This window comes from Kitasatospora sp. NPDC051164 (assembly GCF_044455625.1).
In the GTDB taxonomy this organism is placed as follows: domain Bacteria; phylum Actinomycetota; class Actinomycetes; order Streptomycetales; family Streptomycetaceae; genus Kitasatospora.
Genome location: NZ_JBITFB010000008.1, coordinates 138,885 through 156,295 on the forward strand (window position 1 = coordinate 138,885; position 17,411 = coordinate 156,295).

15 protein-coding genes and 2 pseudogenes are annotated in these 17,411 nt (G+C 72.7%); 8 read left to right on the forward strand and 9 right to left on the reverse strand.

Annotated elements, in window-relative coordinates:
• Nucleotides 1-32 precede the first annotated feature (32 nt).
• The gene (locus tag ACIBEC_RS14230; protein ID WP_360499298.1) at nucleotides 33-1,895 is read right to left on the reverse strand and encodes a CocE/NonD family hydrolase; all 1,863 of its coding nucleotides are present in this window, start codon (nucleotides 1,893-1,895) and stop codon (nucleotides 33-35) included.
• Between the two features lie 150 nt (nucleotides 1,896-2,045).
• On the reverse strand, nucleotides 2,046-3,011 hold the full coding sequence (locus ACIBEC_RS14235; RefSeq protein WP_360499300.1) for a hydrolase: 966 nt from the start codon (nucleotides 3,009-3,011) through the stop codon (nucleotides 2,046-2,048).
• Nucleotides 3,012-3,269: 258 nt separating this feature from the next.
• Here ACIBEC_RS14235 and ACIBEC_RS14240 point away from each other — a divergent pair, with 258 nt between their 5' ends.
• On the forward strand, nucleotides 3,270-4,370 hold the full coding sequence (locus tag ACIBEC_RS14240) for a HoxN/HupN/NixA family nickel/cobalt transporter (protein WP_360499302.1): 1,101 nt from the start codon (nucleotides 3,270-3,272) through the stop codon (nucleotides 4,368-4,370).
• 123 nt (nucleotides 4,371-4,493) lie between these two features.
• Here the strand turns inward: ACIBEC_RS14240 and ACIBEC_RS14245 are convergent, their stop codons facing one another.
• Nucleotides 4,494-5,432 carry an SGNH/GDSL hydrolase family protein gene (locus tag ACIBEC_RS14245; protein ID WP_360499304.1) on the reverse strand — a complete coding sequence of 313 codons (939 nt, stop codon included), beginning with the start codon at nucleotides 5,430-5,432 and terminating at the stop codon, nucleotides 4,494-4,496.
• 335 nt (nucleotides 5,433-5,767) lie between these two features.
• Here ACIBEC_RS14245 and ACIBEC_RS14250 point away from each other — a divergent pair, with 335 nt between their 5' ends.
• The 4 genes from ACIBEC_RS14250 to ACIBEC_RS14265 all read left to right on the forward strand — a co-directional run bounded on the left by ACIBEC_RS14250 (nucleotide 5,768) and on the right by ACIBEC_RS14265 (nucleotide 10,267).
• The gene (locus tag ACIBEC_RS14250; protein WP_360499306.1) at nucleotides 5,768-7,423 is read left to right on the forward strand and encodes an FAD-binding dehydrogenase; all 1,656 of its coding nucleotides are present in this window, start codon (nucleotides 5,768-5,770) and stop codon (nucleotides 7,421-7,423) included.
• Nucleotides 7,424-7,594: 171 nt separating this feature from the next.
• Nucleotides 7,595-8,023 (forward strand): (2Fe-2S) ferredoxin domain-containing protein, encoded by a 429-nt coding sequence (locus tag ACIBEC_RS14255; protein WP_360499307.1) that lies wholly within the window; start codon nucleotides 7,595-7,597, stop codon nucleotides 8,021-8,023.
• A 115-nt stretch (nucleotides 8,024-8,138) separates the two neighbouring features.
• Nucleotides 8,139-8,390, forward strand: a complete 252-nt coding sequence (locus ACIBEC_RS14260; protein WP_360499309.1) for a hypothetical protein — start codon at nucleotides 8,139-8,141, stop codon at nucleotides 8,388-8,390.
• Nucleotides 8,391-8,599: 209 nt separating this feature from the next.
• Nucleotides 8,600-10,267, forward strand: a complete 1,668-nt coding sequence (locus ACIBEC_RS14265) for a metallophosphoesterase family protein (protein ID WP_360499311.1) — start codon at nucleotides 8,600-8,602, stop codon at nucleotides 10,265-10,267.
• A 72-nt stretch (nucleotides 10,268-10,339) separates the two neighbouring features.
• Here the strand turns inward: ACIBEC_RS14265 and ACIBEC_RS14270 are convergent, their stop codons facing one another.
• The gene (locus ACIBEC_RS14270) at nucleotides 10,340-10,672 is read right to left on the reverse strand and encodes a YnfA family protein (protein ID WP_360499313.1); all 333 of its coding nucleotides are present in this window, start codon (nucleotides 10,670-10,672) and stop codon (nucleotides 10,340-10,342) included.
• Nucleotides 10,673-10,693: 21 nt separating this feature from the next.
• Nucleotides 10,694-11,908 carry a pyridoxal phosphate-dependent aminotransferase gene (locus ACIBEC_RS14275; RefSeq protein WP_360499315.1) on the reverse strand — a complete coding sequence of 405 codons (1,215 nt, stop codon included), beginning with the start codon at nucleotides 11,906-11,908 and terminating at the stop codon, nucleotides 10,694-10,696.
• A gap of 97 nt (nucleotides 11,909-12,005) precedes the next feature.
• On the opposite strand from ACIBEC_RS14275, the pseudogene ACIBEC_RS14280 reads away from it, so the two are divergent.
• Both ACIBEC_RS14280 and ACIBEC_RS14285 read left to right on the forward strand, forming a co-directional pair.
• Nucleotides 12,006-12,359: pseudogene (locus ACIBEC_RS14280) on the forward strand (winged helix-turn-helix transcriptional regulator); the annotation flags it as partial.
• Between the two features lie 351 nt (nucleotides 12,360-12,710).
• Nucleotides 12,711-13,496: an SGNH/GDSL hydrolase family protein gene (locus tag ACIBEC_RS14285; protein WP_360499317.1), complete on the forward strand. Its 786-nt coding sequence runs from the start codon at nucleotides 12,711-12,713 to the stop codon at nucleotides 13,494-13,496.
• A gap of 47 nt (nucleotides 13,497-13,543) precedes the next feature.
• On the opposite strand, the gene ACIBEC_RS14290 is transcribed toward ACIBEC_RS14285, so the two are convergent.
• Nucleotides 13,544-14,200, reverse strand: a complete 657-nt coding sequence (locus tag ACIBEC_RS14290; RefSeq protein ID WP_360499319.1) for a GNAT family N-acetyltransferase — start codon at nucleotides 14,198-14,200, stop codon at nucleotides 13,544-13,546.
• A gap of 128 nt (nucleotides 14,201-14,328) precedes the next feature.
• Here ACIBEC_RS14290 and ACIBEC_RS14295 point away from each other — a divergent pair.
• Nucleotides 14,329-15,159: pseudogene (locus ACIBEC_RS14295) on the forward strand (pentapeptide repeat-containing protein); the annotation flags it as partial.
• Nucleotides 15,160-15,322: 163 nt separating this feature from the next.
• On the opposite strand, the gene ACIBEC_RS14300 reads toward ACIBEC_RS14295, so the two are convergent.
• From ACIBEC_RS14300 to ACIBEC_RS14310, 3 genes are all read right to left on the reverse strand, one after another.
• On the reverse strand, nucleotides 15,323-15,883 hold the full coding sequence (locus tag ACIBEC_RS14300) for a DinB family protein (protein ID WP_360499322.1): 561 nt from the start codon (nucleotides 15,881-15,883) through the stop codon (nucleotides 15,323-15,325).
• Between the two features lie 104 nt (nucleotides 15,884-15,987).
• A complete protein-coding gene (locus ACIBEC_RS14305) occupies nucleotides 15,988-16,722 on the reverse strand; it encodes a tyrosine-protein phosphatase (protein WP_360499324.1) in 735 nt (244 codons plus the stop codon).
• A gap of 23 nt (nucleotides 16,723-16,745) precedes the next feature.
• Nucleotides 16,746-17,384, reverse strand: coding sequence for a TetR family transcriptional regulator (locus tag ACIBEC_RS14310; RefSeq protein WP_360499326.1), 639 nt, complete (start codon nucleotides 17,382-17,384; stop codon nucleotides 16,746-16,748).
• Nucleotides 17,385-17,411 lie beyond the last annotated feature (27 nt).

Consider the following 17,411-nt stretch of genomic DNA (forward strand, 5'->3'; position numbering starts at 1 on the left):
GCGAAAGGAAGACAACTCCATAAGACTATCTTTTAGGTTCTCTCTCTGGGCACCCGGTGCTGCCACTCGCGGCTGAACACCACCGACCCGGCCTCCAGCGCCCGCAGCTGCACGATGCTGAGGAAGTGCCCGGCGTCGCAGCGCAGTTGGGCGCGGGTCTGGACGGTGACGTCCCAGCCGATGTCGGGGCGCTCCAGCCGTACGGTGTGGTCGGTGCGGGCCTGGGCGCTGAGCGGGGTGTCGGTGAGGACGCGGTAGGCGGTGACGGTGTGCTCGTCGCGGACCAGGCCGTCGGGGTGGGTGCGGGTGCCGTCGGTGGCGGGGGAGAGTTCGGTGCGCCACTCGTGGCGGCCGATGTCGTGGATGGTGAGGTGCTCGGGCCGGGCGGTGAGCGGCTCGGTGAGGTGGATGTCGAGCGGATCGGGCAGTGCCGGGGTCTCGAAGGTGATGGGCGTGGCGCCGACGTCGGCGGCGAGGTGGCGGACGGGCAGGCTCAGGGTGGACCGGGACGGGTCGAGGGCGTATCCGGCGGCCTCCGCCGGGGGCCACACCCACGGCCAGTAGACGGAGGAGAAGGCGAGCCGAAGCCGGTGCCCGGCCGGGACCGTCCGGCCGCAGGCGGCCAGCTCCACCTCGGCGTCCGGCCCGGCGTCGGGCGGGGCGATCAGGACGCCCCGGGTGACCAGCTCCGAGGTGCCGTCCGGGCCGACCGCGCAGAGCCGGACCGCCACCAGCGGCGCGGGCCCGCCCTCGCGCAGCCGCAGCCGTACCGTCGGGGCGCCGAGCAGCTCGACCGGCTCGGGCAGCGGCTGGGAGTCGAAGCAGACCGAGCGGCCGTCCTCCTCGCGCTGGTCGGGCGGCTGGTCGGCGGGGCGGCCGTGCGGGAGGTAGGCGCCGGCGTTGAGGCCGGTGTGCTGCGGGGAGCGGACGTGGACGTAGCGGTCGTCGGAGGCGGTGCCGGCGGTGCGCAGCGGCCCGTCCAGACCGTAGTGGATCTCGCGGACGTCGGGGGAGGGCCAGGCGTCGTCGCCGGCCCAGCGGGTGCTGATCCAGCTGCGCAGGGCGGGTTCCTTGGTGGCACCGGTGTCGACGCCGCGCAGCCAGTGGTCCCACCAGCGCAGGGTCTCGGGCAGGGCGTCCTCGGGCAGGCCGTGCGGCCAGGGGCCGATCAGGGCGCGCGCGGTGGGGGACTCGGCGAGCAGGCGCAGCACGAAGGAGCAGGACGGGTCGCCCCAGCCGGCGATCGCGAAGGTGGGGACGGAGATCGGCACGGTGCTCTCCCCGGCGGCGAGCCAGGTGTCGACGGGCGGTTCCAGGTTCTCCAGCCGGGTCAGCCAGCGGCCGCGCCAGGCGTCGCCGACGTGGCGCGGGTCCGGGGGCAGGGCGGCGTCGGCGACCAGGGCGGTGAGCCGGGTGTGCAGGTCGGCGGCGAGCACGGCGCCGCCGAGCCGGTGGCCGCCCTCGGGGCAGACGGTGACCACGGCGCCGACGGTCTCCGGCACCCGGGCGGCCAGGCGCAGCGCGGTGGTGCCCGCGGCGCCGACGCCGAGCAGGCCGACCCGGCCATTGGCGTGGGGGCGGCGGGCGAGCCAGTCGACCACGGTGGCGCCGTCGACCAGCTCCTGTTCGCCGCCGGGCTCGCCGGGGGTGCCGGCGGAGTTGCCGTGCCCGCGGGTGTCGACCCGCAGGACGGCGTAGCCGTGGCCGGCGTACCAGGGGTGGCGGCGGGCGTCCTCGGCGGCGGTCCGGTCGGTGAGGCGGCCGCCGGAGTACTCCAGCAGCGCCGGGACGGGCTCGTCGTCGACCGGCCGCCACAGCCGGCCGGCCAGCAGCGTGCCGTCGGGCAGCGGGATGCGGACGTCCTCGCGGGTGGTGTGGAAGGGGTACGACGGCATGGCCGCTCCCATCGGGTCCCGGGCCGGGTGGGCGCCGGCGGGCCCGCGGCGCGCGGGTCGTACGGGTGTCCGTACGTGCGCGCCGCGGGCGTCGGCATTCCGACCCTAGGGGAGGAACCGGCCGTTTTCCTGGCGAGGGCCCCTCGGCGGTTACGCCTTGCTCAGCCAGGCGGTGGCGTTGAGGGCGAGGGCGGCGTCGGTGCCGGCCGGGTCGTCCCAGCCGTTGAAGAGGGTGTTGCCGGACTGGCCGGTGCCGTCGTCGATCGGGGAGCTGTCGCCCCAGATGGCGACCCGGCCGGAGCCGAAGGTGCTGGTGACGAAGAAGGCGCCGGTGTTGCCGCTGTAGCCGGTCCGGTAGACCAGGCCCTTGACCGAGGGGTTGTCGGCGGGCTTCAGGGTGAAGGTGGTGCCGTTGCGCAGGATGGAGCCGGTGACGGTGCCGAAGGAGCCGTTCAGGACGGGGTCGGTGGCGTCGTCGACCGCGCGCGGGTTGTCGGTGGTGATGTTGAGCAGGTCGACCGAGAAGCCGAAGGGGTCGTTGTTGTCGACCCCGTTGCTGGTCAGCAGGTCGTTGATGATCTTCGGCGAGTCCCAGCCGTCGTTGTTGCGGTCGCTGTTGTTGTGGTCGGAGATCAGGAAGAGTCCGCCGCCGTTCTGGACGAACTTCATGACTGCGGTCTTCTCGGCCGCGCTGAGCCGGATGTTGGGCTCCGGGACGACGAAGGTGTCGAAGTTGGCGAGGTCGAGCGCGCCGCCGGTGCCGTAGGTGATGGTCGAGCCGGCCGGGAGGGTCTTGAGGCTGTACTGGCCGGTCTTCTGGAGGGCGACGCCCCAGGCGGACAGCGCGCCGGTCCAGCTCTTCTCGGTGGTGGGGCTGGGGTTCTGGGCGAGCGGGTCGGGCTGGCTGGTGCTGATGATCCAGTCGGCGTTGCCGGCGGTCTCGGCCTTGCTGTTGTCGAACAGCACCCGGTGCGGGGTGGCGCTCACCGAGGTGGTCGTGGCGGCCGAGGCGGTCGTGGCCGGGGCGGCGGTGGCGGCCGGGGCGAGGGTGGTGAGACCGGCTGCGAGCAGCGCCGCGCCGGAGAGGGCCGCGACGGTTCGAATGCGGATCGTCATGTGCCGTTCCTCCGTGGGGGGTTGAGGTGTTCGGCGCCCGAGTTTTCGCGCGTAGAACGGGAGTATCCGCGCGTAGAGCGGCCGGAGAAAGGCCCGGGAGGTGACGAAGCCCTGTACGGATCGTGGGGATCTCGAGTCGGGCAGAAACCAGACCGTAATTGCGCATGACTTGCAACTGCGCGTGTCCAGGCGGAAAGATGGCCCAGCTCTGCCCGCTCCACCGACCGGCTCTGCCCGCTCCGCCGAAAGGACCCGATGATGACCGCCCCTCGCTGGCGCGACCGGCTCACCCGTGAGGAGTGGATCCGCCTGGCCGGAATGGGCGGGTTCATCCTCGCGCTGCACGTCGTCGGCTGGTTCACCCTGCTCGCGCTCGTCGCACCCGAGCACTACACCGTCGGCGGCCAGGTGTTCGGCGCGGGCATGGGCCTGACCGCGTACACCCTCGGCATGCGGCACGCCTTCGACGCCGACCACATCGCCGCCATCGACAACACCACCCGCAAGCTGATGGGCCAGGGCAAGCGGCCGCTGTCGGTCGGCTTCTGGTTCTCGCTCGGGCACTCCTCGATCGTCTTCGGCCTCTGCGCGCTGCTGGCCTTCGGCATCCGCTCGCTGGCCGGCCAGGTGGAGTCCGACGACTCGACGCTGCACGAGATGACGGGCCTGATCGGCGTCACCGTCTCCGGCACCTTCCTGCTGCTCCTCGGCCTGATCAACCTGGGCGCCTTCAACGGCATCCTCAAGGTCTTCCGCAAGATGCGGGTGGGCGAGTACGACGAGGCCGAGCTGGAGCGCCAGCTGGAGCGGCGCGGGCTGATGAACCGCATCCTCGGCCGGGTGACCAGGGCCGTCACCAAGCCCTGGCACATGTACCCGGTGGGCCTGCTGTTCGGCCTGGGCTTCGACACCGCCACGGAGGTGTCCCTGCTGGTGCTGGCGGGCGGCGCGGCGGCCTTCTCGCTGCCCTGGTACGCGCTGCTCACACTGCCGATCCTGTTCGCGGCCGGGATGAGCCTGCTGGACACCATCGACGGCTCGTTCATGAACTTCGCCTACGAGTGGGCCTTCTCCAAGCCGGTCCGCAAGATCTACTACAACCTGACCGTCACCGGGCTGTCGGTGCTGGTCGCGCTGGTCATCGGCTCGGTCGAGCTGATCGGCCTGCTCGGCGAGAAGCTGGACATCACCAGCGGGCCGATCGCCTGGATCGGCTCGCTGGACCTCAACTTCGTCGGCTACGCGATCGTCGGGCTGTTCGTGCTCACCTGGGCGGCGGCGATCGCCTACTGGAAGTTCGGCAACGTCGAGGAGAAGTGGTCGGCCGGGCTGGCCGCCGCCTCGGCCGAGTCCGACTGACGCACAAGCCGGGCAGCGCACGGGCGAAGCAACGCGCGGCCCGAACCGAGGAGCCGGTGACCGGGGTCTGGTCACCGGCCCCTCGGGGCTTTCCGGGAGCGGGACGGGTCCTGGGGACGGGTCCTACCGCAGCGCGGCGAGCACCGCGTCCGCCATCACCTTCTCGCCGGTCGCGTTCGGGTGGAACGGCACGGCGGGCGAGCCGGGCAGCGCGCCCTCGATCCAGCGGTCGTCCGAGCAGACGTCGTGTCCGCGGGTCGGCGTGGCGGTGTCGACGTAGGTCGCGCCGCCCGCGGCCGCGGTGGCCCTGAGCGCGGCGTTCAGCTTGTCGAGCACGCCGTGCATGTACTCGACGTCGCCGGGGGTGACGGGCTGGCGCAGCACGCAGGACGAGCCGTCGGCGGGCAGCACGGACGGGTAGCCGACCAGCAGTACCTTGGCCTTGGGGGCCTTGCTGTGGATGCGCTGGAGGGTGTCGGCGACCTGCGGGGCGATAGTGGTGGTGATCCGCTCGGCCAGGTCGTCGTTGCCGTACTGCCAGGACCACGTGCTCCAGTCCCAGTAACCGTGGTGGTACACGTCCTTGCACGGCGTTCCGAGCGGGTTGACGACGGCGCCGGCGATGCAGGTGGCGACCAGTTCGCCGAGTCCGAGGTCGCTGGCCGCGAGGTCGTTGCCGCCGATCCCGAGGGTGACCAGGTCGGTGTCGGGGGTCACCGCGCCCAGCTGGGGGTCGTTGACCTTGATGAACGCGTCGTACTGGGGTTGCGTCATCGCCTTGACCTTGGCGGCGGCGCAGGTCACGTCGGTGTACGCGCCGGCCTTGAGGGCGGCGGCGACCAGGTGGCCGTAGTTGTGGTCGGAGCGCAGGCAGAGGCCGGCCGACTGGCCGGGTACGCCGGCGCCGGCGGCGTAGGAGTCGCCGAGCGCCACGAGGTGCTTCGGGGCGGGCGTGGCGGCCTGGGCACTGGTGGAGGTGAGTGCCAGGGCGGCGCCGAGGGCGACCGCGGCGAGCGCGGTGGAATTGCGGAGGTGCCGGGAATTCCGGGCAGGGCGGAGCACGGTTCCTCCTGGGGGAGAGAAACGACGGGTGGGGGTGGTGCCGAGCCGGGCCACAGCTACTCGCAGGTAAGTTACTGCCAGGTTTCGTGGGCGTCCATGGTTTGCGCAGAAATTGCCGAAATTCCGTCAGATGGAGCCGCGTGACATTTCGAATTTCGCTCCACCGTGTATCGGAGGTATTTCCGAAACGGTGTGGAGCGGAATTCATGCACGCGGTTGTCACCAACCGGTCGACCAATGGTTGACCGAACGTCACCGCAGGCCGCAGTATCGGGCGCACAGCGACGGCGGTGCCCCCACCCGCCGCCACCGCGAGCCGCGACGGAGGACTGCGCATGGCCCTGGACGCCGACGTCATCGTCATCGGAGCGGGACTCGCCGGCCTCGCCGCCACCGCCGAACTCGCCGACGCCGGACGGAAGGTGATCCTGCTCGACCAGGAACCGGCGGCCTCGCTCGGCGGGCAGGCGCACTGGTCCTTCGGCGGCCTCTTCCTGGTCGACTCGCCCGAGCAGCGCCGGATGCGGATCCGCGACTCGCACGCCCTCGCCTGGCAGGACTGGCTCGGCACCGCCGGCTTCGACCGCCCCGAAGACGCCTGGCCACGCCGCTGGGCCGAGGCCTACGTCGACTTCGCGGCGGGCGAGAAGCGGTCCTGGCTGCGCGGAATGGGCGTGCGGTTCTTCCCGGTGGTCGGCTGGGCCGAGCGCGGCGGCTTCCTCGCCGACGGGCCCGGCAACTCGGTGCCGCGCTTCCACATCACCTGGGGCACCGGCCCGGGACTGCTGGCGCCCTTCGTCCGCCGGGTCCGCGACGCCGCCGCGCGCGGACTGGTCGACCTGCGCTTCCGACACCGCGTCACCGGACTGACCGCCACCGCGGGCGCCGTCGACACCGTCACCGGCGAGGTGCTGGAGCCCAGCCCCGCCCCCCGCGGCGAGGCCAGCTCCCGCGAGGTCGCCGGACACTTCGAACTGCGCGCCCAAGCCGTCGTCGTCACCTCCGGCGGCATCGGCGGCAACCACGACCTGGTCCGTAAGGCCTGGCCCGCCCGGCTCGGCACCCCGCCCGCCAGAATGCTCTCCGGCGTGCCCGCGCACGTCGACGGCCTGATGCTGGACATCGCCGGCGCCGCCGGGGCCAGCCTGATCAACGGCGACCGGATGTGGCACTACACCGAGGGCATCGAGAACTTCGATCCGATCTGGGCCCGCCACGGCATCCGGATCCTCCCCGGCCCGTCCTCGCTCTGGCTGGACGCGCGCGGCCGACGGCTGCCCGTCCCGCTGTTCCCCGGCTTCGACACCCTCGGGACACTCGAACACATCATGTCCACCGGGTACGAGTACACCTGGTTCGTGCTCAACCAGCGCATCATCGAGAAGGAGTTCACCCTCTCCGGCTCCGAACAGAACCCCGACCTGACCGGGAAATCCGTGCGCGGCGTGCTCGGCCGCGCCCTGCCCGGCGCCCCCGGACCGGTCCGCGGCCACCTGCGGCACGGCCGGGACTTCGTCGTCGCCGGCAACCTCGCCGACCTCGCCCGGGGCATGAACGCCAAGACACGCGAGCCGCTGATCGACCCCGACGAGCTGCGCCGCACCGTCGAGGACCGCGACCGGCAGCTGGCCAACCCCTTCGCCAAGGACCTCCAGGTCACCGCCATCCACGGCGCCCGCCGCTACCTCGGCGACAAGCTCGTCCGCACCGCCGCCCCGCACCGCGTCCTCGACCCCGACGCCGCCCCGCTGATCGCCGTCCGGCTCAACATCCTGACCCGCAAGTCGCTGGGCGGGCTCGAGACCGACCTGTCCTCGCGGGTGCTGCGGCCGGACGGGGAGGTGCTGCCGGGGCTGTACGCGGCGGGCGAGGCGGCGGGCTTCGGCGGCGGGGGCGTGCACGGCTACCGCTCGCTGGAGGGGACGTTCCTCGGCGGGTGCCTGTTCTCGGGCCGTACGGCAGGGCGGGCCGCGGCCCGGGCGGTGGGATGACGGGCGCCGGGGCAGCGCGCGGTGGGGGAGCGGGCTCCGGACAACGGGCGGTGGGGCAAAAGGCGGTGGGGCGGCGGGCGCCGGGGCAGCGGGCGCCGGGGGAGCGGCTCGGCCCCGGGGATACAGTGCGGGTGCAGAGCGCGCCGCCGACCACGAGGGGTACCAGAACCGATGAGCCGCCGAGACCGCGACCGCGACGGCGCCCAGGGCCACGACCGGAAGCGGGGCACCGGCTCCCCGGTGACCGTCACGGTCTGCCGCGGCTGCTGCTGCGGCACCGAGGCGAAGCACCCCGGCGTGGACCACGCGGGGCAGTACGAGCGGCTGCGGACGGCGGTGGGAGAAGCGGGCCGGGTCCGGGCCGTCAAGTGCCTGGACGTGTGCAGCCAGTCCAACGTGGTGGTGGTCGGCCCTTCCGGTGAGGGCCGGGCCGCGGGCGGGCGGCCGGTCTGGCTCGGCTTCGTGCTGATGGACGAGATGATCGACGACATAGCGACCTGGGTGCGCGCGGGCGGCCCCGGCCTCGCCGACCCGCCCGGTCTGCTCGACCTCCAGCTGATCTCGGTCTCCCGCCGGGTCCGTGAGGCCCTGCCGGAGTGACTTCGGGGCCGGAATCCTGATCGATTGTCAGATCGTCGGCCCCGGGGTGGTTCGGCGGCCCGCACCACTACCATGACCGGTGGCGTCGAGCCGTTCCGCGCGAGGGAGGAAGACGATGACGACGGTCTGTCGGATCTGCGCGGGCACCGGCCGGACCGCCGGCCTCAGCTGCCGGACCTGCCAGGGCACCGGCACCACCGAGGTGGGCGGCGGGGGCGGCAACTGCTTCCTGTGTGACGGCACCGGGGAGTACGTGCGTTACCGGGTGGACGCGACCGGCGCCAAGCACGCCTACCGGGACGAGATCTGCCGCACCTGCGACGGCACCGGCAACCGGACCGCCACGCAGTGGGACGAACCCTCCTGACCCTCCGGCACGTTCCCCCCTCGCCGTGGTATCCGTCGACATCCGCTCAGGTGGCGCAGCCGGCGGCGGTCATGATCCGGCGTCGGATCGACGCGGACATGCCCTTTACCGAACCATGGTCGAACATTGGCGTTCGAATGGGGGACACGCTGCGACCCGTTCACCGCGCGTCCGCGTGCGATCCACGCGCCGCTGACAGAGTCCCGCGCATGGATATCCCCAACATGGGCGTGCCGGCCAAGCTTGCCGACCGCATGAGCACGGCCGAGCAGCACGAGTACCTGCGGGCCCGCTTCTCCCGCCGCCGGATGCTGCGTGCCGGTGCGGTGACCGTCGGCGCCGTCGCCGTCGGCGGCGCCCTGGGCGGCGGCACCGCCTTCGCGGCGCCGGCCGGCCCGCAGCTGCTGACGGGCGGCACGACGGACGGGATCGACGGTTCGCTGGTCGCGCCGGTCGGTCGCCACCTCCAGTTCGGCCCCGAGCCGGACACCCAGTTCCGGGTCTCCTGGCAGGTCCCGGCGCCGGTCAAGAAGCCGTTCCTGCGCTTCGGCAAGACCCCCTGGGAGCTCAGCCACAAGGTGCAGGCCGAGGTCCGCGCCCTGCACACCCCGGCGCTGACCCCCGGCAGCCAGCCGGTGGACCAGTACTACCTGCACGTGGCGCTGGAGGACCTGCACCCCGACACCACGTACTACTACGGTGTCGGCCACGAGGGCTTCGACCCCGCCTCGCAGCAGCAGATCTCCACCCTGCACACCTTCCGCACCGCGCCCTCCCGCGACCACCGCTGGGGCAAGGTGTACGAGCCGTTCACCTTCACCGCCTTCGGCGACCAGGGCGTCAGCTCGCACGCGGCGGGCAACGACCACATCATCAAGGCCCAGAAGCCGGCCTTCCACCTGCACGCCGGCGACATCTGCTACGCCGACCCGGCCGGTTCCGGCACCGACCCGGACAAGTCCGTCTACAACGCGAAGACCTGGGACGACTTCCTGGTCCAGACCGAGACGGTCGCCGCCGAGATCCCGTGGATGGTCGCCTACGGCAACCACGACGTCGAGGCCTGGTACTCGCCCAACGGCTACGGCGGCGAGAACACCCGCTTCTTCCTGCCGAACAACGGCCCGGACCCGCGCACCGTGCCCGGCGTCTACACCTTCCGCTACAAGAACGTCGGCGTCATCTCCCTGGACGCCAACGACGTCTCCTACGAGATCCCGGCCAACCTGGGCCTCTCGGCGGGCAAGCAGACCAAGTGGCTGGAGCGCACCCTCAAGGACCTGCGCAACGACGAGACCATCGACTTCGTCGTGGTCTTCTTCCACCACTGCGCCTTCTCCACCACCGTCGCGCACGCCTCCGAGGGCGGCGTCCGCGAGGCCTGGGTGCCGCTGTTCGAGAAGTACCGCGTGGACCTGGTCATCAACGGCCACAACCACATCTACGAGCGCACCGACGCCATCCTGGGCAACAAGGTCTCGAAGCAGGTGCCGAGCGGCGCCACCATCGAGCCCGAGAAGGACGGCGTGGTCTACGTGACCGCGGGCGCGGCCGGCCGCAGCCTGTACAAGTTCGACGTGCCGGACACCTACGAGGGGCACGAGAACCACCGGGACGAGGTCGCCACCTACTACTGGGGCAAGGGCAGGGTGAAGACCCCCGAGACCATCCAGTGGTCGCGGGTGCGCTACACCGGCTACTCCTTTATCAAGGTCGACGTCACCCCGGCGCACCTGGGTCAGAAGTCGGTCATGAAGGTCACCGCGCTGGCCGAGGACGGCACGCAGATCGACAACTACTCGATCCTGCGCAAGGTCGGCGAGGGCTGGGACTCCGGCCGCGACGACGACGGCGAGGGCGGCGGCTGGGGCTGGTAGCCCCGGGCGGTCGTGACGGTGCCCCGGGGTCGGAACTCCGACCCCGGGGCACCGGCGTCGGCTCTCCGGTGCTCAGCGCCGGGGGCCGTACATGATGACGGCGACCCCGGCCAGGCAGATCAGCGCGCCCACCACGTCGTAGCGGGTGGGCCGGAAGCCGTCCACGGCCACGCCCCACAGCAGTGAGCCGGCCACGAACACCCCGCCGTACGCGGCCAGCACCCGGCCGAAGGCGCTGTCCGGCTGCAGTGCCGCGACGAAGCCGTACGCGCCGAGCGCCACCACTCCCAACCCGGCCAGCCACCAGGGCCGTTGCTCGCGCACGCTCTGCCAGACCAGCCAGCAGCCGCCGATCTCGGCGAGCGCGGCGAGGACGAACAGGGCGACGGAGCGCAGGACGGTCATGACCGGTGAGCGTACGTGCTGTCAGCCCTGCCGGTACGTCGCCAGGAAGCGGCCGATCCGGTTGACGGCGGTCTCCAGGTCGTCGGCGCGGGGCAGGGTGACGAAGCGGAAGTGGTCCGGGCGGGGCCAGTTGAAGCCGGTGCCCTGGACGACGTGGATCTTCTCGCGCAGCAGCAGGTCCAGCACGAACTGCTCGTCGTCGACGATCCGGTGCACCGCCGGGTCCAGCTTGGCGAAGGCGTACAGGGCGCCCTTGGGCTTGACGCAGCTGACGCCGGGGATCTCGTTGAGCGCCTTGACCGCGATGTCGCGCTGCTCGGTGAGCCGGCCGCCGGGCAGCACCAGGTCGTTGATGGACTGGTGGCCGCCGAGCGCGGCCTGGACGGCGTACTGGGCGGGCACGTTGGGGCACAGCCGCATGCCGGAGAGCATGGTGAGGCCCTCCAGGTAGTCGGTGGCGTGCTGCTTGGGCCCGGAGACGACCAGCCAGCCGCTGCGGAAGCCGGCCACCCGGTAGGACTTGGAGAGGCCGTTGAAGGTGAGGGTGAGCACGTCGTCGGCGAGGGCGGCGAGGCAGTGGTGCTCGGTGCCGTCGTAGAGGATCTTGTCGTAGATCTCGTCGGCCAGGACCATCAGCTGGTGGCGGCGGGCCAGGTCGAGGATGCCCTCCAGCAGTTCCTTCGGGTAGACCGCGCCGGTGGGGTTGTTGGGGTTGATGACGACGATCGCCTTGGTGCGGGGGGTGATCTTGGCGGCGATGTCGTCCAGGTCCGGGTACCACTCGGCCTCTTCGTCGCACAGGTAGTGCACGGCCTTGCCGCCGGCCAGTCGGACCACGGCGGTCCAGAGCGGGTAGTCGGGCATCGGCACGAGCACCTCGTCGCCGTCGTCCACCAGCGCGGTGACGGACATCTGGATCAGCTCGGAGGCGCCGTTGCCGAGGTAGACGTCGTTGACGGTGACGCCCTGGACCCCGCGCTGCTGGTAGTACTGCACCACGGCGCGGCGGGCCGGCAGGATGCCGCGCGAGTCGCTGTAGCCGTGCGCCTTGGGCAGGTTGCGGATGATGTCCTGGATGATCTCCTCGGGCGCCTCGAAGCCGAACGGTGCCGGGTTGCCGGTGTTCAGCCGGAGGACGGTGTGCCCGGCCTCCTCCAGGGCGTTGGCCTGGTCGACCACCGGGCCCCGGATCTCGTAGCACACGTCATTCAGCTTGCTGGACTGTCGAAACTCCACCTGCGGCCTCCCGACCGTCACCACCGCTCCGTTGCTTCTGCTTTGTTCTACCAAGTTGGCACTTGGAAAGTCCAACCTTTTGGCTATGCTGATCCACATGTCACGCCGAAGCTACGACCAGTACTGCGCCGTCGCCCGCGCCCTGGACGCGGTGGGGGAACGCTGGAGCCTCCTGATCGTCCGTGAACTCCTCGGCGGCCCCCGCCGCTACACCGACCTGCACGCCGACCTGCCCGGAGTCTCCACCGACATCCTGGCCGCCCGGCTCAAGCAACTGGAGGGCGAGGGGCTGGCCACGCGGCGGCGACTGGAACGACCGGCCAACGCGACGGTCTACGAGCTGACCGAGCGCGGGCGCGAACTGCGGCCCGTCATCGAGGCACTGGGGGAGTGGGGCCTGACCGCCCTCGGCGAGCAGCGGCCCACCGACGCCGTGCGCGAGCACTGGTTCACGCCCCGCAAGTCGGGGGACGAGGCGGCGGCGGTCGCGGGCTGACGACCCGGCGAGGCGGTCCGGGCGGGGCGGTCCGGGGAGGCGGTCCGGGCGGGGCGGTCCGGGTATGTGTGGTGCGGGGGGTGCGGGGGGTGCGGTGCGGGGCGGCGGCAAGGCCCCCGTCGCCGGCCGCCGCCCCGTGGCCCCAGGGTGGCGCGGGCCGATAAACGAACGCTCGACGCGCGATGAGCGCCGAGGTCAGGGACCTCCCCGCAGGGCCCTGACGCGGGACCTCCCCGCAGGGCCGCGCAGGCGCACACGTACGATCGTCGGACCGCGAAGCCGTCCCAGGAGAGCGGAGGCCAGCCCGTGCCCACCCCCTATCGCAGCTACGTCGACTACGTCGCCCTCGGTGACTCCTTCACCGAAGGCATGTGCGACGACCTGCTGCCCGACGGCCACTACCGCGGCTGGGCCGACCGGGTCGCCTCGGCACTGGCGGCGGAGCACACCGACGGCCGCTTCCGCTACGCCAACCTCGCCGTCCGCGGCAAGCTCATCGGCCAGATCCACGACGAGCAGCTCGCCCCGGCCGCCGCCATGGGCGCCGACCTGGTCACCCTGGCCGGCGGCCTCAACGACGTGCTGCGCCCCGGCTGCGACATCGACCGGGTCGAACGGCTGCTCGGCGACTGCGCCCGCGAACTGCGGGCCACCGGCGCCACCGTCGTCCTGTTCACCAGCACCGACCCCACCCGCAGGATGGCGGGCGGCGCCCGGCTGCTGCCCACCATCCTGCGGATGAAGGCCTTCGTGCAGGAACTCGGCCGGCAGGACGGCTTCGCCGTGGTCGACCTCTTCTCCGCGCCCTGCTTCGACGACCGCCGGATGTGGGCCGAGGACCGGCTGCACCTCTCGCCGGAAGGCCACCGGCGGGTCGCCGAGGGCGTGCTGGAGGCGCTCGGCCGCCCCGCCTCCTTCGACTGGCGCGCCCCGCTGCCCGTCGCCGCCCCGCCCGGCCGCGCCGAGCGCCTGCGCGCCGACGCCCGCTGGCTGCGCACCCACCTCGGCCCGTGGATCGGCCGCCGCCTGACCGGCCGCTCCTCCGGCGACGGCCGCCCGCCGAAGCGGGCCGAGCTGCTGCCGTACTCGTAGCGGCTGCCTTCAAGCTCCCGCCTGCGGGGCGAGTTCGAAGGCAGCCCCTAGGCCGCAGCCTGCTTCGGCTCCAGGACCAGGCTCGCCATCGGGGCGTGGGTGGTCCAGCCGAGCGCGGTGTAGAGCGCCTGTCCCTCCGGGGTGCCGACCAGTACGCCGGTGCGCGCGCCCCGCTCGTACGCGGCGGACTGCAGCGTCCGCATCACGAGGGCGCCCAGGCCCCGGCGGCGGAACTCGGGCACGGTGGTGATCTGGTCGGGGACGGCCACCGGGCCGGCCAGGCCCGCCTGGCCGCGGGCCGCCGGATGCCCGGCCTCGGTGCGCACCAGCGTCCGGAGCACTCCGCCGCGCTCCCAGGTGGTCACGGTGTGGCCGGCCGGGGGCTCGGGCCGCTCGGGGGTGAGCGGGACGCTCATCAGGAAGCCCGGCGCGTCCAGCCGCCACTGCGGGCCCAGCCAGGGGCGCACGGTGTCGCCCTCGGCGAACAGCTTCAGCCAGGTGGTCGGCGCGGTGGTGGCCTCGGCGATCTTCCGGACCTCGGCCTCGGTCGGCTTGGGCAGCACGTGCCGACCCACCTCCCCGACCGGCGCGCCGACGTCGATGCTCCAGCCCCAGGGCTGGTCCACCGGCTCGGCGGAGCCGCGCGAGACGGCCCAGCCCGAGATCCACATCCGGACCAGTTCCCTGATGCCCGGCTCCGTCATGATGCCCACCCTCGCATGTAATAGTCACTTGTGCAGTTCATACCTTACAGGCGGATCGGGTGGTCTGCCCAGTAGGATTTCGGGGTTCACGGCGCCGCACCGGCGCCCAGTTGGAAGGACCCCGGAACGTGCGCGAGACCCAGCCGCCGCAGGACCCCACGGCGGCCGCGCCGACCCCGCTCCAGTCCGACTGCGGCAGCTGCTTCGGACTCTGCTGCGCCGCCCTGCCGTTCACCGCCGGCACCGACTTCGCCATGAACAAGTCCGCCGGCACCCCCTGCCGCAACCTGCAGACCGACTTCAGCTGCGGCATCCACGCGCGGCTGCGCGAGAGCGGCTTCCCGGGCTGCACCGTCTACGACTGCTTCGGCGCCGGGCAGCGGGTCTCCCAGGTGACCTTCGGTGGCCGCAGCTGGCGCGAGGAGCCGGACAGCGCCGGGCCGATGTTCGAGGTCTTCCCGATCGTGCGGCAGCTGCACGAACTCCTCCAGTACCTCACCGAGGCGCTCACCTTCGAGCCCGCCCGCCCCCTCCACGCCGAGCTGCGACAGGCCCTGGAAGAGACCGACCGGCTGGCCGGCGGCACCCCCGAGGAGATCCTCGCCGTCGACGTCCCGGCCTACCGGCAGCGCGTCAGCGAGCTCCTGCTGCGCGCCGGCGAACTCGTCCGCGCCGCCGTCCCGCGCCGCCGCGAACACCGCGGCGGCGACTTCTTCGGCGCCCGCCTGCGCGGCGCCGACCTGCGGGGCGCCAACCTGCGCGGGGCGCTCCTGGTGGCCGCCGACCTCGCCGGCGCCGACCTGCGGCTGGCCGACCTGATCGGCGCCGACCTGCGTGACACCAACCTGGCCGGAGCCGACCTCAGTACGGCCCTCTTCCTCACCCAGGCCCAGCTCCACGCCGCCCGCGGCGACGCCGCCACCCGCCTCCCGGCCGGCCTCACCCGCCCCGCCCACTGGCCCACCACGGCGCTGCCGGTGGCGGCCCCGGCGGCCAAGCCCCGGTCCCGGTCCGGTGCCGGGTCTGCTGCCGGGTCCGGGTCCGCGTCCGAGGCCGGTTCCGGTTCCGGCAAGTCCGGCGGCCGGCCGGCCCGGGGGCGTCGCCACTAGAGCGGCCCAGGGGCTACTGGCCCACCCGGCCGTCGACGCACTCGCGTAGCAGGTCGGCGTGCCCGCAGTGCCGGGCGTACTCCTCGACCCGGTGCAGCAGCACCTCCCGGATCGCGATCCCGCCCTTCCCGACCCGCTTGCCCAGGTCGGCGTACCCGGCCAGCGCGGCGTCCGTCGCGGCCTGCTCGCGTTCGAGGTCCCGGAACGAGGCCTCCACCACGGCCTGTTCGGCCACCGCCCCCTCGAAGTCGGCGTCCCGCGTGCCGTAGAGCTTGGGCAGCGGCTCGTCCTCGGTGAGCCAGTTGCGCCAGTCCCGCTCGACCTCGGCCAGGTGCCGGACCAGCCCGAGCAGGGACATCGTCGACGGCGGGACCGAGCGGCGGGCCAGCTGTTCGGCGTCCAGGCCCTCGCACTTCATCCGCAGGGTCAGCCGGTAGTTCGTCAGGTAGTCCTCCAGCGTCCCGAGTTCGCCGTCGGGGCTGGGGCCTTCGCTGTTGCGGGGGTCTGCGTCCGGGTCGGCCCACATGTCGGGGTAGACGGTCGCCTCGGTCCATCGCGCGGGTTGCTCGGTCATACCGTGCATGGTTGTCGCAAACCGCCCCTGCCCGCCACCGAGTTATCGCCGCAGGCGCACGGGAAGTCGGCCGGTCCGACTTCCGGTGCGGGCAACGGCGCGGCTCAGTCGGTGAGCAGGCGGGCGCGCAGGTCGGCGATCCGGTCGCGGTCGATGCCGAGGGTGCCGGTGAGGTAGCCGTCGACGGAGCCGTAGCGGGCGGCGAGGTCGGCGAGGGTGAGGCGGATGACGGTCTCCGGGGCGCGGCCGTAGCCGGGCCAGCGCAGGACGCGGTCGGGGTGGGCGGCGTGCCAGTCGGCGACGAAGTGCGGGGTGGCGAGCTCGGTGAGGGCGAAGTCGGCGGCGATGTCGTCCTCGGCGACGCCCAGCAGGGTGAGCAGCAGGGCGGCGATGAGCCCGGTGCGGTCCTTGCCGGAGGCGCAGTGGAAGACGACCGGGGCGTCGGCGGCCGCGATCACGTCCAGGACCTGGCGGATCTCCTTCACCCCGTCCTCGGCGACCTCGGCGAAGCGGTCGGCGAGGTAGCGCCATGGGTCGAGCTCCGGGTCGATCTCGGCCTGGTCGTAGGGGCGGTGCTCGATCGACAGGTTGTGGTATTCCAGTCCGTCGACGTCGGGCACCCGGCCCTTGGCGGCGATCTCCCAGGGATAGCGGAGGTCGATCACGGTCCGGACGCCGAGGGCCCGGAGCTTGTCGAGGTCGGCGGGCGAGGTGAGCTTGCCGAGCGAGTCGGAGCGGTAGAGCAGGCCCCACCGTACGGACCGTCCTCCGGCGGCCGGATAGCCGCCCAGGTCGCGGAAGTTGTGCAGGGCATCGAAGGTGTGGTGACGCGTCGTCATGCGCGGCACTCTAGGGCAGGCCGCTAGCCGGCGGCGGGCCGGCCGTAGCCGTGGGCGAGGAGGTCGAAGGCGCGGGTGGCGTCGCCGGCGGCCTCGGCGTGCAGGTCGTCGGGGGTGCGGCCGTCCTGGATGCGGCGCCAGTTGTGCAGGGCGAGGACGCGCTGGGTGGCGGTGACCTGGGCGGCGAGCAGTGCGGCGGTGAGCTCGCGCGGCTCGGGGAGGTCGGGGGCCTCGCGCAGGGCGTCGGCCAGGGACCGTTCGGCGCGGGCCACGTACTCGCCGACCCGGGCGGCCAGGCTCGGGGTGCCGTAGACGAGGGCGGTGAAGGCGAGGACGGCGGGGTGGTCGTTGAGGCCGGTGACGGGGTCGCGCCGGGTCAGGCCGGTCAGGAAGTCCCGGAGCAGGGCGTCGAGCACCGGTTCGCCGGCGAGCCGGTTGCGGACGACCTCGGCGGCCTGCTCCTGGTGGTCGGCGAAGCGGTGGACGACCAGGTCCTCCTTGCTGGGGAAGTAGGAGAACAGGGTCGGCTTGGAGACCTCGGCGGCCGCCGCGACCTCCGCCACCGACACCTGGTCGAAGCCGTGCTCCAGGAAGAGCGCGATGGCCGCCTCGGAGATGGCCCGCCGGGTCTGCTCCTTCTTGCGCTCGCGCAGTCCGCTCATGCCGTCAGGCTAGCAGAAACCTTGACT